This window comes from Alistipes sp. i18-0019-D1 (genome assembly GCF_042852885.1).
In the GTDB taxonomy this organism is placed as follows: Bacteria; Bacteroidota; Bacteroidia; order Bacteroidales; family Rikenellaceae; genus Alistipes.
On record NZ_AP031424.1, the window covers coordinates 2,170,162 to 2,182,325 of the forward strand.

Genomic DNA, 12,164 nt, shown 5'->3' on the forward strand with positions numbered 1-12,164 from the left:
GCTATTTTTGCAAATAAAACCAGTCCGATGACCGCATCCGAGAAAATCATCGCATTCGTCCGCAACGCGTTCGACACGGCGCTCTACTTCGCCGTGATGGCCGTGAAGGAGAATTTCCGCAACTATGTCCGCCGCGCCGGGACTGTCGGGGAGCCGAAGCCTTCGGTCCTGATCCTCGGCAACGGACCTTCGCTCTCCGGGGACCTGCCGCGGCTGATCGAGCAGGGCGAACACCTGTCGAAGGACGTCATGGCGGTCAATTATTTCGCGCTCGACGAGCGTTTCGCGACCGTGCGGCCCGCCTACTACGTGCTTTCCGACCCCATGTTCTTTCGCGACAGTGTCTACCGCGACCGGGTCGCGGAGCTTTACCGCGTGCTCAACGAGCGGGTGACGTGGCCGATGAACCTCTACGTGCAGTATTACAATCCCGAGCGGTTCGACTACCGCGCCGCGCTTCCCAACCCCAATATCCGCATCGTGCGGTTCCATACGCAGGTCTACCGGGGATTCCGGAGCGTGGAGTTCTGGCTGTTCCGCCACGGTCTGGGAAGCGCCAACTTCGGGACCGTGGTGCAGGTGTGCGAGTACGTCGCCCTGCTGCTGGGTTACAGGACGCTGGAGTTGTATGGTGTGGATCATACGCTGCTCGACGGGCTGTGTGTCGACGACGAAAACCGCCTCTGCCGGGCCGTCGGCCACTATTACGACGATGCTCCGGCCGTTCCGGAGCCGATCTTCCAGAAAGTCCCCCGCCGGCCCTATACGATGGCCGTTTATCTGGCCGAGGTCGCCGAACTGTTCCGCGGCCACGAGGTGCTGCGCGACTATGCCCGCTCGCTCGGGGCGCGGATCGTCAACCGCACGCGGGGATCGATGATCGACGCCTACGAAAAAATCCCTCTAAAACGGTGATATCTTCGTTACGCTTGCCCCTCGAATACTTATTTACTCCTTGTAAACTTCGTTTCGCGGGGCTGCGCAAGCCTTGAAATCCCTCGTTTTATAGGAATTTTGAACCATTTGCGGTTATTCCGGCAGGTTCCGGCTGGCCGCGATGATTTCGGCCATGGCGAAGTCCTCGGGGTAGTCGATGTCCAGTCCCTCGATGCGGTCCACGACAGCCATGTAGGGCCGTTCGCCGATGCGGCGTCCGCGTCCGCACCACAATTCGCGCGAAAAGATGAAGAAGGCGCTGGTCTCGATGTAGACCGGCTCGATGGTCTGCGTGCGGGGGATGTTGTCGAGGGCGTAATTGAGCGGTTTGCCCCCGAACCAGGCGAAGGTCTGCAATTTTTCGGCGCTGAATGCCGAGTCGTATTCGCCCGAGCGGACCTTTCCGAGCGCTTCGGCGACGGTCGCGGCGCGGATGAACGGCGAGGTGGCGTGGGCGAGGATGTAGAGGTCGGCCTCGACTTGAGCGGTGAAGCTGTCGTAAATTTCCCGTCCGAGCGTCGTGTCGCTGTCGAGCGACGGGTCGCGGCGCAGCAGCCGGACCCCTTCGGGCAGCAGCGCACGGATGCTTTCATCGCTGCAGAAGACGAAGACTTCATCGATGCCCTCCACGGCGGTCAGGGTTTTCAGGATATGGCACATCAGCGGCGATCCGTCCAGCGGGCGGAGGTTCTTGCCCGCGACGCGCTGGCTGTTGAGCCGGATGGGAACGAATGCGACGGTCTTCATTGGTATGGGTGATTTTATTGTATCAACAGGTTGCAGCCACGAATGTCGGAGTGGTCGATACGGCCTTCGACGACGAACGCCCCGTCCGCGCCGACGCGCCCCACGTCCTGTGTCTGGATAAAGGCGCACGACCACCAGTTCGCCAGGTCCGCGATGTTCAGCCCGCCGCGCGCGCCTGCCGGAAGCAGGTCGAACGGGTCGTTGACGTCGCGTGCCGTGACGCGCATCCATCCCGGGCAGCGGAACACATTGCCTCCCTGCGAATAGGCCTGCGAGGTGAGTTCGGCCATGCCGTACTCCGAATGAATCTTCCCGACCCCGAAGGCGTCGCAGAGGATTCGGTGGAACTCCTCTTTCGGAATCTCCTCGCGGTAACCCTTCATGCCGCCTGTCTCCATCACCACCGTGCCGCGGAGCTTCGGAGCGTACCGCTCCGCGAGGTCCCACAGCGCGTAGCTCACGCCCAGCAGGATTTTCGGCTTCGAGTCCCTCTCCATCGCTGCCAGCAGGGCGTCGTGGTCGTCGAGGTAGAAGCCGCCCGATCCGCAATCGGCCAAAAGCCGGTCGGCCATGTAGACCAGCGACGAGCCTTTGCGCCGCAGGTAATTGGGCAGCAGGGCGTAGAGGCTCAACCCGGCGGGGTCGCCGTAGAAGGTGCGGAATGCCGTGCGGAACGCCTGCTCGTAGAGCGCCAGCGAGCGCATCGGGTGGCGCGAAGGCGTCATTCCGGTCGTGGCCGAGGAGGTGAAAACCACCTCGGGCGGAGTCTTCCCGCAATAGACCGTATGCGTTTTGAACAGTTCGATGGGCAGGTAGGGAATCTCTTCCGGACGCAGCACGCTTTCGGGCCGCACGCCGATCCGGGCGAGGTATTCGCGGTAGGGGGCGCAGTCGCGGGCCTGCCGCCGGAATATCTCCAGCGCCGCGTGTGCGAAGGCCGCTTCGTCCGCAATGCCGAATATGTCGTCGGGGGTGATCATTGACTACAAAGGTACGAAAAAGTCAGACGGTTCCAAAACCGGATTGTGCCCGTTCCGTCAAAACCTTCCGACTAATAAAAGTGTCGTTACGACACCAAAGGTACGAGAAAGTCAGACGGTTCCAAAACCGAATTGTTTGCGGTTCGGCCGGACTTTCCAGCAAATGAAAGTGTCGTTACGACCCCAAAGGTAATGAAAAAATTGAAACGGGGCTCTTCCCGAAGCGCCGGTTTCGTCGCTTGTAAACGCAAAAACAACGCCCCGCGGTCCGAACGGGTTCGTTCCGCAGTCGTTGTTTTCGCATTTGTACTTTCGGCCCGCAATGTTTCGGAGCGTTATTTACGTCGCATGTCTCGCCAAAGCGAGACATGATCGCGCTCCATGAACAGCTTTCGCGGCTCGGCGACGTACCGCTTTGCGGTAAACACAAAAACAACAATACACAATCCGAATACATTCGTTTTGTGTCTGTTGTTTTTATGTCCTGCCTACGGCAGTACGCCGCCCTCGCCTTGTCGCTATTTCTTGACTTTGGGCGCGAGCATCATGTTCATCTTCTTGCCGTCGAGCTTCGGCATCATCTCCACCTTGGCGAACTCTTCGAGGTCCGTGGCAAAGCGCAGCAGCAGGATTTCGCCCTGCTCCTTGAAGACGATCGAACGTCCGCGGAAGAAGACGTAGGCCTTGACCTTGGCCCCCTCCTTGAGGAAGTTCTGCGCGTGCTTGAGCTTGAAGTTGTAGTCGTGGTCGTCGGTCTGCGGGCCGAAGCGGATCTCCTTCACGACGACTTTCGTCTGGTTCGCCTTCAGTTCCTTGGCCTTCTTTTTCTGTTGGTAGAGGAACTTCTGATAATCGGCGATGCGGCATACGGGCGGCTCGGCCTTGGGCGAGATCTCGATCAGGTCGAGTTCCATCTCGTCCGCCAGACGCAGTGCGTCGCGGATCGACATCACCTGCGGCTGGGGAATGTTGTCCCCCACCAGACGCACCTCGGGAACCGTGATCTGTTCGTTGATGCGGTGGGGATTCTCCTTTTCGGGCGGCCTGCGTCCGAAGCGGGGATTGTTGCCTGTTGCCGGTCTTGGTCTGTTATTCCCGGGGGTAAACGGCCTCGGCGGGAATGGTTTCGGTGCTGCGATAATCGTTAAGTATTAAAATGGTTAATTAAATTTTGTTCTTTGCTTTCGGGCTTCCGAGAGTGGTAATCCTCGCGGCTGCGCCGCGTTTGTAAATTTTACCCTCTCCTGAATCCCCTCCTCGGAGGGGACTTTGTCGGAAAGCCCCGGTTATTCCTTGCTTATTTCTTTTCGAGCTTGTTGGCCTCGATCTCCTCTTTGACCAGTCCGGCGATGAAGTCGCGGAACGCCTCCAGGGACATCTGTCCCTTGTCGCCTTCGCCCTGCGCACGGACGGAAACCAGCCCTTCGGCCTCTTCCTTCTCGCCGACGATCAGCAGATAAGGGATGCGTTTAAGTTCGTTGTCGCGGATCTTGCGGCCGATTTTCTCGTTGCGGTCGTCGACCTCTGTGCGCACGTCGCTGCGGTTGAGGAACTCCGACACTTTCTGGGCATAGTCGTTGAACTTCTCCGAAATGGGGAGCACCACGACCTGCTGGGGCGAGAGCCACAGCGGGAACTTGCCGCCCGTATGCTCCAACAATACTGCCACGAAACGCTCCATCGAGCCGAACGGCGCGCGGTGAATCATAATCGGGCGGTGGAGACGGTCGTCAGCGCCCTTGTACGTGAGGTCGAAACGCTCCGGGAGGTTGTAGTCCACCTGGATCGTTCCCAGCTGCCACTTGCGGCCGATGGCGTCCTTGACCATGAAGTCGAGCTTCGGGCCGTAGAAGGCCGCTTCGCCCAGCTCCACGACCGTCGTGAGGCCTTTCTCCTTGGCGGCCTGCATGATGGCCGACTCGGCCTTCTCCCAGTTCTCGTCCGAACCGATGTATTTCTCCTTGTTGTTCGGGTCGCGCAGCGAAATCTGGGCGGTGTAGTTGTCGAACTTCAGCGTCTTGAAGATATAGAGCACGATGTCGATCACGCGTTCGAACTCTTCCAGAAGCTGATCCGGACGAACGAACAGGTGGGCGTCGTCCTGCGTGAATCCGCGCACGCGCGTCAGTCCGTGCAGCTCGCCCGACTGTTCGTAGCGGTAGACCGTTCCGAACTCCGCCAGACGCACGGGCAGCTCCTTGTACGAACGGGGTTTCGAGCGGTAGATCTCGCAGTGGTGCGGGCAGTTCATCGGTTTGAGCAGGTACTCCTCGCCCTCGATCGGGGTGTGGATCGGCTGGAACGAGTCCTTGCCGTATTTGGCGTAGTGGCCCGAGGTGACATAAAGCTCCTTGTTGCCGATGTGCGGCGTGATCACCTGCTGGTAGCCGTACTCCTTCTGCACGCCCCGCAGGAACTGCTCCAGCCGGTCGCGCAGCGCAGCTCCCTTGGGCAGCCACAGCGGCAGGCCCTGGCCCACGCGCTGCGAAAAAGTGAACAGTTCGAGGTCCTTGCCCAACTTGCGGTGGTCGCGTTTCTTGGCCTCCTCCATCATCGCGAGGTACTCGTCGAGCATTGATTTCTTGGGGAACGAGATGCCGTAGATACGCGTCAGCATCTTGTTCTTCTCGTTGCCGCGCCAGTAGGCTCCGGCCACGGACGTAAGTTTCAGGGCCTTGATATATCCCGTGTTGGGAATGTGCGGGCCGCGGCACAGGTCCGTGAACGCACCGTTGGTATAGAAGGAGATGGTGCCGTCTTCGAGGTCCGTGATCAGTTCGACCTTGTACTGGTCGCCTTTCTCGGTGAAGGTCTTCAGCGCTTCGGCCTTGGGGACTTCGCGGCGGAGGAGCGCTTCCTTGTTGCGGGACAGCTCCACCATCTTGTTTTCGATCGTCGGCAGGTCGGCTTCGGTGATGGGCGTCGGGGAATCGACGTCGTAGTAGAAGCCGTTTTCGATGGCCGGGCCGATGCCGAACTTGATGCCCGGGTAGAGCGCTTCGAGAGCCTCGGCCAGCAGGTGCGACGAGGTGTGCCAGAAGGCGTGCTTGCCCTCTTCGTCGTCCCATTTGTAGAATTTGACCGAAGCGTCCTCTTCGATCGGGCGCGTCATGTCCACCGTCGCGCCGTTTACCGCGGCCGCGAGCGAGTCAGCAGCTAAACGAGGGCTGATGCTCTCTGCGATCTGATACGCAGTAGTCCCTTTGGCATATTCACGTACGGAGCCGTCGGGAAAAGTGATTTTGATCATTTTGTTGTATAAATTAAGTTTTCGGGGCCTTCGGCGCTTCCACAATTACGAGACGGAATACGCCTCCGGGTTGCCCGGTGTTTTTGTTCGGGTCTTTGTCAATCCTCCTTTTCGGTCTGCGGCAGATCCTTGACCGAGACGTCGCGGCCGCCGCGGTCGCGTTCGGCGCGTTGCAGCGGATTGCGCGTCCATTCGGCCCATGCGCGGCGGTGCTCCGCGATGTCGATGGCCGCATAGATCGCATTGCGCATCGACTGCGGGTCGGCCTTGTCCTTCCCGGCGATGTCGAAGGCCGTGCCGTGGTCGGGCGAGGTGCGCACGGCCGAAAGCCCCGCCGTGAAGTTCACCCCGTCGGGCGACAGGCTCTTGAACGGCGCCAGCCCCTGGTCGTGGTACATGGCCAGGATGCCGTCGTACTTGGCGTATCCGCCCCCGGCGAAAAGCCCGTCGGCGGCAAAAGGCCCGAAGGCCAGCACGCCTTTCGAAAACGCCTCGACAATGGCCGGGCGGATGATCTCCTGCTCCTCGCGTCCCAGCAGTCCGCCGTCGCCGGCGTGGGGGTTGAGCGCCATGACGGCGATGCGCGGCTCGACGATGCCGAAGTCCTCGATGAGCGCACGGCGCAGCGTGTCGAGGTCGCGCACGATCCGCTCTTTGGTGATGTTGCGGGCGATCTCCGAGACGGGGATGTGCTTGGTGACCAGCCCCACGCGCAGAGAGTCGCTGCACAGGATCATCATGGCCTCGCCTTCGAGTTCGGCGGCCAGGTACTCGGTGTGCCCCGTGTAGCGGAAGTCGTCCGCCTGCACGGTCTCCTTGTCGAAGGGTGCGGTCACGAGCGCGTCGAGGTGTCCCGCCTTCAGGTCGCGCATGGCGGTGCACAGCGCCTCGACGGCGGCGCGTCCCGCCTCGGGAGCCGGCTTGCCCGGCATGATTTCGGCGTTTTCCCCGCATGCCACGAGGTTCGTCTTTCCGCGGCGCGCCTCGGCGGCCGATGCCACGGGGTTGAAGGAGAAGGCTTCGATCTCTGCGATGGTATTTCGGTAATAGGCCGCGGCTTTGGGCGAGCCGTAGACGACGGGCGTGAAAAGCTCCGTCATCCGCGGGTCGGCGAGCGCCTTGAGGATGACCTCCCAGCCGATGCCGTTCGTGTCGCCCTGCGTGATGCCTATTTTGAATTTGTTTTCTGGCATAATCAATTTTATTTCAACTTACAAAGTTATAAAATATTCAGAATACACAATGCCTCGGATTCGATTAAAATGAATTTTTACCCCTCTTTGAGCCGGGAGTGCAATTTTTTATTATCTTTGTTACAGCAGTCTGTGAGGATTGCGGACATTTTTTGGATAAAAAGCGCATCGGCTTTTTTCTTACCGCCGAAAATTGGACACTTTCGTGTAACGTAAGGAATAAAGGTTGATGCTCTCGCTGTTTTTCAGCGTGGGCATTTGCCGCATTCTACGTTACGGGTCGTCCAATACCTCGGCGGTGAAGCAGCAAGTCTGCCCGCGCTTTTTTTCCGGACCAAGCAAGTTTGGAGAAATGAGAAGATGTGAGCGGAAAATGTTGAAATGCAATGCTGAATTTGTGGATATCGTATTCCATCTGATGTTCGAAACGTTTTGGGTGGCTCCTTACGACCTGCGGCGGGATTTTCCGGCGCTGGTCAATTTCGAACGCCATGCGCGCCGGGCGTCGGTGCTGCTGGGTAAAATCGACTTCGCCTCGGCCTCCGGGGCGCAGATATACGAATTGGGAAAGACTGTCGCAGCGCTCGACCGGGCCGTTCGGCAGATCGCCGAAGCGCGGTTGTTTTCGCCCGTGGAGTGCGCCGAGGCGCTGGAACTGGTCGGACGTATCCGGGATGCGCTGCCTGCTGCCTGCGCCGCCGGGGTCGCGGCAGCCCCCTGGCGCGATCCGGATCCGGAGTAGACTCGGAATGCCGGCTCTGCCCGGCTCCGGCGGCCCGTGCGTCGCCGGAATCCTGTCGCACACCCTCGTTTCTGCTCGGAATAACCGCACTCCGTGATTTCCCGGGCGGTCCCTCCTGCCGCCGAAATTACGTCGCATCCCTCGCCTTTGCTCGGGATAACCGTGCTCCGTGATTTCCCGGGCGGCTCGGCAAAGACCGGAAAAAATCGGGACCGATAGAAAATGACTCATGCTCCGCTCGTGAAACGTTGTTTCCCTGCGGAGCATGAGCCATTTTCTGACCTGCGGTCTTATTTTCCGGTCTTTGCGCTCGCCTGGCGGCGAAATTCACCACAGACGATGCCCGTCGCCATGGCGACGTTGAGCGATTCCGAACCCCGGCGGTCGGCCGGCCAGGGCGGGATGAAGAGTTTCTGCGTGACGGTGCGGGCCACGGCGTCGGTGATTCCGCGCCCTTCGTTGCCCATCACGACGATGCCCGCCGGCTCCAGTTCGGTTTCGTAGATGTTTTTCCCTTCGAGGAACGTTCCGCAGACCGGAAGTCCCAGTGCGGCGGCCTTCGAAAGCAGCGCCGCGAGGTCGGTGTAGTGAACCCGTACGCGGAGGATCGCCCCCATCGTGGCCTGCACGACCTTGGGGTTGAAACAGTCGGCCGAGGCTTCGGAGCAGACGATGTCCGTGATTCCGAACCAGTCCGCCAGCCGGATGATCGTGCCCAGATTGCCGGGGTTCTGCACGTCGTCGAGCGCCAGCGTCAGCCGCCCCCGCAGCCGCTCCGGCTTCAGGTCGCAGCGGGGTATTTCGACCAGCGCCAGCGAGTTGTTCGGGGTTTTGAGCAGCGAAAGCCGCTCCATGTCGCGCGGGGCGACGGTCTCGACCCCGGGGCCTTCGAACACCCCCTCCAGCGAGAATATCCTGCGTACGGAGAGGTGCGATCCGCGCAGTTCGCCGATGAGTTTCTCCCCCTCGGCGACGAAAAGTCCGTGCTCCGTGCGGCCGCGTTTGTCGGCCAGCGCGCGGACGAGTTGTATGTCGGCTTTTGTCATCGTTGTTTCTCGACGGTGTAAGTGGTCCCTTCGGTCGCCGGATAGCTCTCCGCAAAGAGCGTCCGCGCCTCCTCGACCAGCGGCGTTTCGTCCTTGTAGCGCGACGAGTAGTGCCCGATCACGAGGCGTTTGGCGCCCGCCCGGAGGGCTGCTTTCGCGGCGTCCGTCGTGGTCGAGTGCCCGCGGTCTTTGGCGCTCCGCTGTTCGGCGGCGGCGTAGGTCGCTTCGTGGTACATCAGGTCGACTCCCCGGCACAGCCCCGCGGCCTTGGCCGAGTAGTTCGTGTCCGAGAGGTAGGCATACGAGCGCGGCGCATAGGGCCGGTAGGTCAGTTCCGCATTGGGAATCACCTCGCCCGTGGCCAGCCGTACGTCCTCGCCCCGCTTGGCGGCGGTGATCTGCGCGATGGAAAGGCCGTATTTCGCGATCTTGAACTTCTCGACGTTCAGCGGCGGCTCCTTCTCGCGGAACAGGAACCCGGCGCACGGCACGCGGTGACGCAGGGGGACGCTCCACACCTCGAGGGTGCGGTTTTCCAGCAGCAGGGCATGCTTGGTCGTGTCGACCTCGGTCCACGAGACGGTGTAGGGCAGCTCGCTGTCGAAATAGCGGAGGTGGCAGGCCAGGATCTCGCCGAAGGGCGCCGGGGCGAAGACCCGGAGCGGGGTCCTGCGGCCGTAGAGCGCCAGCGTCGAGATGAGCGGGAACAGTCCGAAAACGTGGTCTCCGTGGAGGTGCGAGATGAATACGGCGCGGATTTTCAGCGGGTTGACGCCGTAGCGGACCAGCTGTTGCTGCACGCCTTCGCCCGCATCCACGAGGTAATACTGTTCGTGGACGTTTACCGCCTGCGCCGAAGGATGGCGGGCGACGGTCGGCTTCGCGGAGGAAGACCCCAATATGGTGACCGAAAAACTCAATTCGTATGTTTTTTATACTTTATGAACGTTGCCCGAAGGCGGTTCGTGGTGAAAACACTCTGGGACGTGGTTGCGGTCCGGGTTTTGCTGCCGTCGTCGTTTTTCTCGATCTTTTCGGTCGTCGTGTAGGTCGGGGCGGAGGTTTCGCTCACGATGCCTTCGAAGACGATGGCGTCGGCCCCTTTCTCCCGGCCCTTCTGCTCGATGGCGGTCTGCGCCTCCTCCAGCGTCTTGCCGAAGGGCGTCGCCTCGATGCTGCCCATCGTTTCGTAGTCCGCGGGAACGTCCTTCCAGTCGAAATATAGTTCCGGTGCGGTTTGGGTTACCGGATAGGCTTTGCCGATGTAAGTGGTGCGGATTTCGGCGCACGATGCGACCGCGAATGCCGCCGCCAGCGGCAGGAGGAATTTTCTCATGGGTTCGGTTTGTTCGTGTTACATCAGTAAAAACCGCTCGCAGTCCAGGGCGGCGATACATCCCGACGCGGCCGCCGTGATGGCCTGGCGGTAGTGGGGGTCCTTCACGTCGCCGGCGGCGAAGACGCCTTCGATGCTGGTCTTCGACGTTCCCGGCTCGACCTTGATGTAGCCTTCGGCGTCGAGTTTCAGCTGGTCGGCGAAGAGTTCCGTGTTGGGGTGGTGTCCGATCGCCAGGAAGAATCCCGCGATGTCGATCTTCTTCTCCGAGCCGTCGTTCTTGCGCAGCAGCGCGCCCGTTACGCCCGAATCGTCGCCCAGCACTTCGGCGGTGTTGTGCTCGAACAGCACTTCGATGTTCGGCGTGTTGAACACTCGCTGCTGCATCGCCTTCGAGGCGCGCAGGTGGGGCTTGCGCACGATCAGGTAGACCTTGCGGCAGAGCGATGCGAGGTAGGTGGCCTCCTCGCAGGCCGTGTCGCCGCCGCCCACCACGGCCACGTCCTTTCGGCGGTAGAAGAAGCCGTCGCATGTGGCGCAGGCGCTGACGCCCTGCCCGCGGAATTTGGTCTCGGACGGGAGGCCGAGGTACTTGGCCGAGGCTCCCGTGGCGATGATCAGCGTCTCGGCCTTGATCTCCTTCTCGCCGTCGATCACGACATGGAACGGACGCGACGAGAGGTCCACGCGCGTGACGTTGCCCGTGCGGATGTCGGCGCCGAACCGCTCGGCCTGCCTGCGCATCAGCCCCATCAGGTCGGGACCGCTCACGCTGTCGGGATGTCCCGGGAAATTCTCGACGTCGGTCGTCGTCGTCAGCTGTCCGCCCGGCTCGATGCCTTCGTAAAGCACCGGCTTGAGGTTGGCGCGCGAGGTGTAGATGGCGGCGGTGTACCCTGCGGGGCCGCTGCCGATAATCAGGACTCTTACTTGTTCTTCCATGGTATCGGTTGTTGTTTGCATGTTTCAATCATTATTCGTTCCAAATTCCGTCAGGCGTCGTCCCAGGTAGTCGAATTCCGCCCAGCGGCCGTCTTTCCGCACCCGGACGACGCTTTCGGCCGGCACATAGTCGACGATCTCGTATTCGGGCGGGATGACGTAACGCCCTTCGCGGTCGATCAGGCCCATGCCCGAGGGGGTCTCGACCTCGGCGCGTCCTTCGCGGAAATCCCCGGCCCAGGTGTACTGCGGCCGGATTACGGGGTTGTTCTCCGTGTCCACGAACCCGAATCCCTCGTCGTCCTCGACGCAGATCAGCCCTTCGAAGACGTGGCTCGTCCAGCGGTGGCCCGTCAGACGGCGGTGCGGGGTGTAGACGGCCTCCGTGTCGCCGACGCACATCGGGTCGGCCGTCCGGCGGACCTCTCCGCGCAGGGCTTCGAAGGCCGCGCCGTCTCCCGAAGGGCCGAAATGCGCGTCGTGGTAGCGCAGCGGCACGAACCGCCCGCCCGACCAGCGCAGGTTCTCGGCCCGGAGGTTGTTGTGCGAGAAGTTCAGCTCCCGCAGGGCCGTTTCGAGGGTATCGAGCGCCGCGAGCAGCCGCTCCGCAGATTCCGTGTGGAGCGCTTCAGCGAACGGTTTGCCCGCGGGAAGGTGCTGGAGCACCAGGTCGAAACGGCGGCGGCAGCCTGCCGGGTCCGTCCACCGCAGCTCGTCCCGCAGGATGCGGTATTCCGCGAGATGGTCGGTGTTGAGGCGTCCGAGCTGCGATGCCGTGCGTTCCACGGAGGCCAGCGCGGCGGGCGAGAGCGGCATCGAGAGCAGCCATTGCCGGCCGTGCCACGTGATTTCGGCCTCGGCGAAGCGCGTCGTGCGCATCAGCCGCGGCAGTCCGTCCGCCCCGGTCGCCGCACGGGCGTCGGCGAGCGTTCCCAGTGAGAGGTCGGGCGTCAGCAGCGCCCGTGCGAAGAGTTGCAGCGTGGGTGTCATGG

General features: G+C 61.5%; 12 protein-coding genes. 2 read left to right on the plus strand and 10 right to left on the minus strand.

The window, feature by feature from the left end; all coding sequences use genetic code 11:
• The first annotated feature begins 27 nt into the window (after positions 1 to 27).
• Entirely contained in the window at positions 28 to 915 is an 888-nt protein-coding gene (locus tag ACGHP5_RS08975; RefSeq protein WP_290532742.1) for a hypothetical protein, read from the plus strand.
• Between the two features lie 114 nt (positions 916 to 1,029).
• Here the strand turns inward: ACGHP5_RS08975 and ACGHP5_RS08980 are convergent, their stop codons facing one another.
• The 5 genes from ACGHP5_RS08980 to pdxA all read right to left on the minus strand — a co-directional run bounded on the left by ACGHP5_RS08980 (position 1,030) and on the right by pdxA (position 7,106).
• Positions 1,030 to 1,683 (minus strand): cytidylyltransferase domain-containing protein, encoded by a 654-nt coding sequence (locus ACGHP5_RS08980; RefSeq protein ID WP_295903783.1) that lies wholly within the window; start codon positions 1,681 to 1,683, stop codon positions 1,030 to 1,032.
• Positions 1,684 to 1,697: 14 nt separating this feature from the next.
• Positions 1,698 to 2,663 carry an acyltransferase gene (locus ACGHP5_RS08985; protein WP_390566300.1) on the minus strand — a complete coding sequence of 322 codons (966 nt, stop codon included), beginning with the start codon at positions 2,661 to 2,663 and terminating at the stop codon, positions 1,698 to 1,700.
• Positions 2,664 to 3,181: 518 nt separating this feature from the next.
• The gene (gene infC / locus ACGHP5_RS08990; RefSeq protein ID WP_118406821.1) at positions 3,182 to 3,802 is read right to left on the minus strand and encodes a translation initiation factor IF-3; all 621 of its coding nucleotides are present in this window, start codon (positions 3,800 to 3,802) and stop codon (positions 3,182 to 3,184) included.
• 158 nt (positions 3,803 to 3,960) lie between these two features.
• A complete protein-coding gene (thrS, locus tag ACGHP5_RS08995; protein ID WP_022061636.1) occupies positions 3,961 to 5,913 on the minus strand; it encodes a threonine--tRNA ligase in 1,953 nt (650 codons plus the stop codon).
• A 98-nt stretch (positions 5,914 to 6,011) separates the two neighbouring features.
• Positions 6,012 to 7,106 carry a 4-hydroxythreonine-4-phosphate dehydrogenase PdxA gene (gene pdxA, locus ACGHP5_RS09000; protein ID WP_390566303.1) on the minus strand — a complete coding sequence of 365 codons (1,095 nt, stop codon included), beginning with the start codon at positions 7,104 to 7,106 and terminating at the stop codon, positions 6,012 to 6,014.
• Positions 7,107 to 7,503: 397 nt separating this feature from the next.
• On the opposite strand from pdxA, the gene ACGHP5_RS09005 reads away from it, so the two are divergent.
• Positions 7,504 to 7,848, plus strand: a complete 345-nt coding sequence (locus ACGHP5_RS09005; RefSeq protein ID WP_290532747.1) for a hypothetical protein — start codon at positions 7,504 to 7,506, stop codon at positions 7,846 to 7,848.
• A gap of 290 nt (positions 7,849 to 8,138) precedes the next feature.
• Here ACGHP5_RS09005 and ACGHP5_RS09010 read toward each other — a convergent pair whose 3' ends face one another.
• The 5 genes from ACGHP5_RS09010 to ACGHP5_RS09030 are packed head-to-tail and all read right to left on the minus strand — an operon-like array spanning position 8,139 to position 12,162.
• Positions 8,139 to 8,894: an RNA methyltransferase gene (locus ACGHP5_RS09010; RefSeq protein WP_295903769.1), complete on the minus strand. Its 756-nt coding sequence runs from the start codon at positions 8,892 to 8,894 to the stop codon at positions 8,139 to 8,141.
• Entirely contained in the window at positions 8,891 to 9,814 is a 924-nt protein-coding gene (locus ACGHP5_RS09015; RefSeq protein WP_337756600.1) for a ribonuclease Z, read from the minus strand. The genes ACGHP5_RS09010 and ACGHP5_RS09015 overlap by 4 nt, the downstream gene beginning before the upstream one ends.
• The gene (locus ACGHP5_RS09020) at positions 9,811 to 10,230 is read right to left on the minus strand and encodes a hypothetical protein (protein WP_321590095.1); all 420 of its coding nucleotides are present in this window, start codon (positions 10,228 to 10,230) and stop codon (positions 9,811 to 9,813) included. Before ACGHP5_RS09020 ends, ACGHP5_RS09015 begins: the two co-directional genes overlap by 4 nt.
• An 18-nt stretch (positions 10,231 to 10,248) precedes the next feature.
• Positions 10,249 to 11,172, minus strand: coding sequence for a thioredoxin-disulfide reductase (gene trxB / locus ACGHP5_RS09025; protein ID WP_290532751.1), 924 nt, complete (start codon positions 11,170 to 11,172; stop codon positions 10,249 to 10,251).
• Between the two features lie 24 nt (positions 11,173 to 11,196).
• A complete protein-coding gene (locus ACGHP5_RS09030) occupies positions 11,197 to 12,162 on the minus strand; it encodes a WG repeat-containing protein (RefSeq protein ID WP_390566306.1) in 966 nt (321 codons plus the stop codon).
• Positions 12,163 to 12,164: the final 2 nt, after the last annotated feature.

What these genes read in the sequence shown, in the direction of transcription:
- ACGHP5_RS08975 (WP_290532742.1), top strand. Translation starts at nt 28, where the DNA reads ATGACCGCATCCGAGAAAATCATCGCATTCGTCCGCAACGCGTTCGAC.
- ACGHP5_RS08980 (WP_295903783.1), bottom strand. Translation starts at nt 1,683, where the DNA reads ATGAAGACCGTCGCATTCGTTCCCATCCGGCTCAACAGCCAGCGCGTC.
- ACGHP5_RS08985 (WP_390566300.1), bottom strand. Translation starts at nt 2,663, where the DNA reads ATGATCACCCCCGACGACATATTCGGCATTGCGGACGAAGCGGCCTTC.
- thrS (WP_022061636.1), bottom strand. Translation starts at nt 5,913, where the DNA reads ATGATCAAAATCACTTTTCCCGACGGCTCCGTACGTGAATATGCCAAA.
- pdxA (WP_390566303.1), bottom strand. Translation starts at nt 7,106, where the DNA reads ATGCCAGAAAACAAATTCAAAATAGGCATCACGCAGGGCGACACGAAC.
- ACGHP5_RS09010 (WP_295903769.1), bottom strand. Translation starts at nt 8,894, where the DNA reads ATGACAAAAGCCGACATACAACTCGTCCGCGCGCTGGCCGACAAACGC.
- ACGHP5_RS09020 (WP_321590095.1), bottom strand. Translation starts at nt 10,230, where the DNA reads ATGAGAAAATTCCTCCTGCCGCTGGCGGCGGCATTCGCGGTCGCATCG.
- trxB (WP_290532751.1), bottom strand. Translation starts at nt 11,172, where the DNA reads ATGGAAGAACAAGTAAGAGTCCTGATTATCGGCAGCGGCCCCGCAGGG.
- ACGHP5_RS09030 (WP_390566306.1), bottom strand. Translation starts at nt 12,162, where the DNA reads ATGACACCCACGCTGCAACTCTTCGCACGGGCGCTGCTGACGCCCGAC.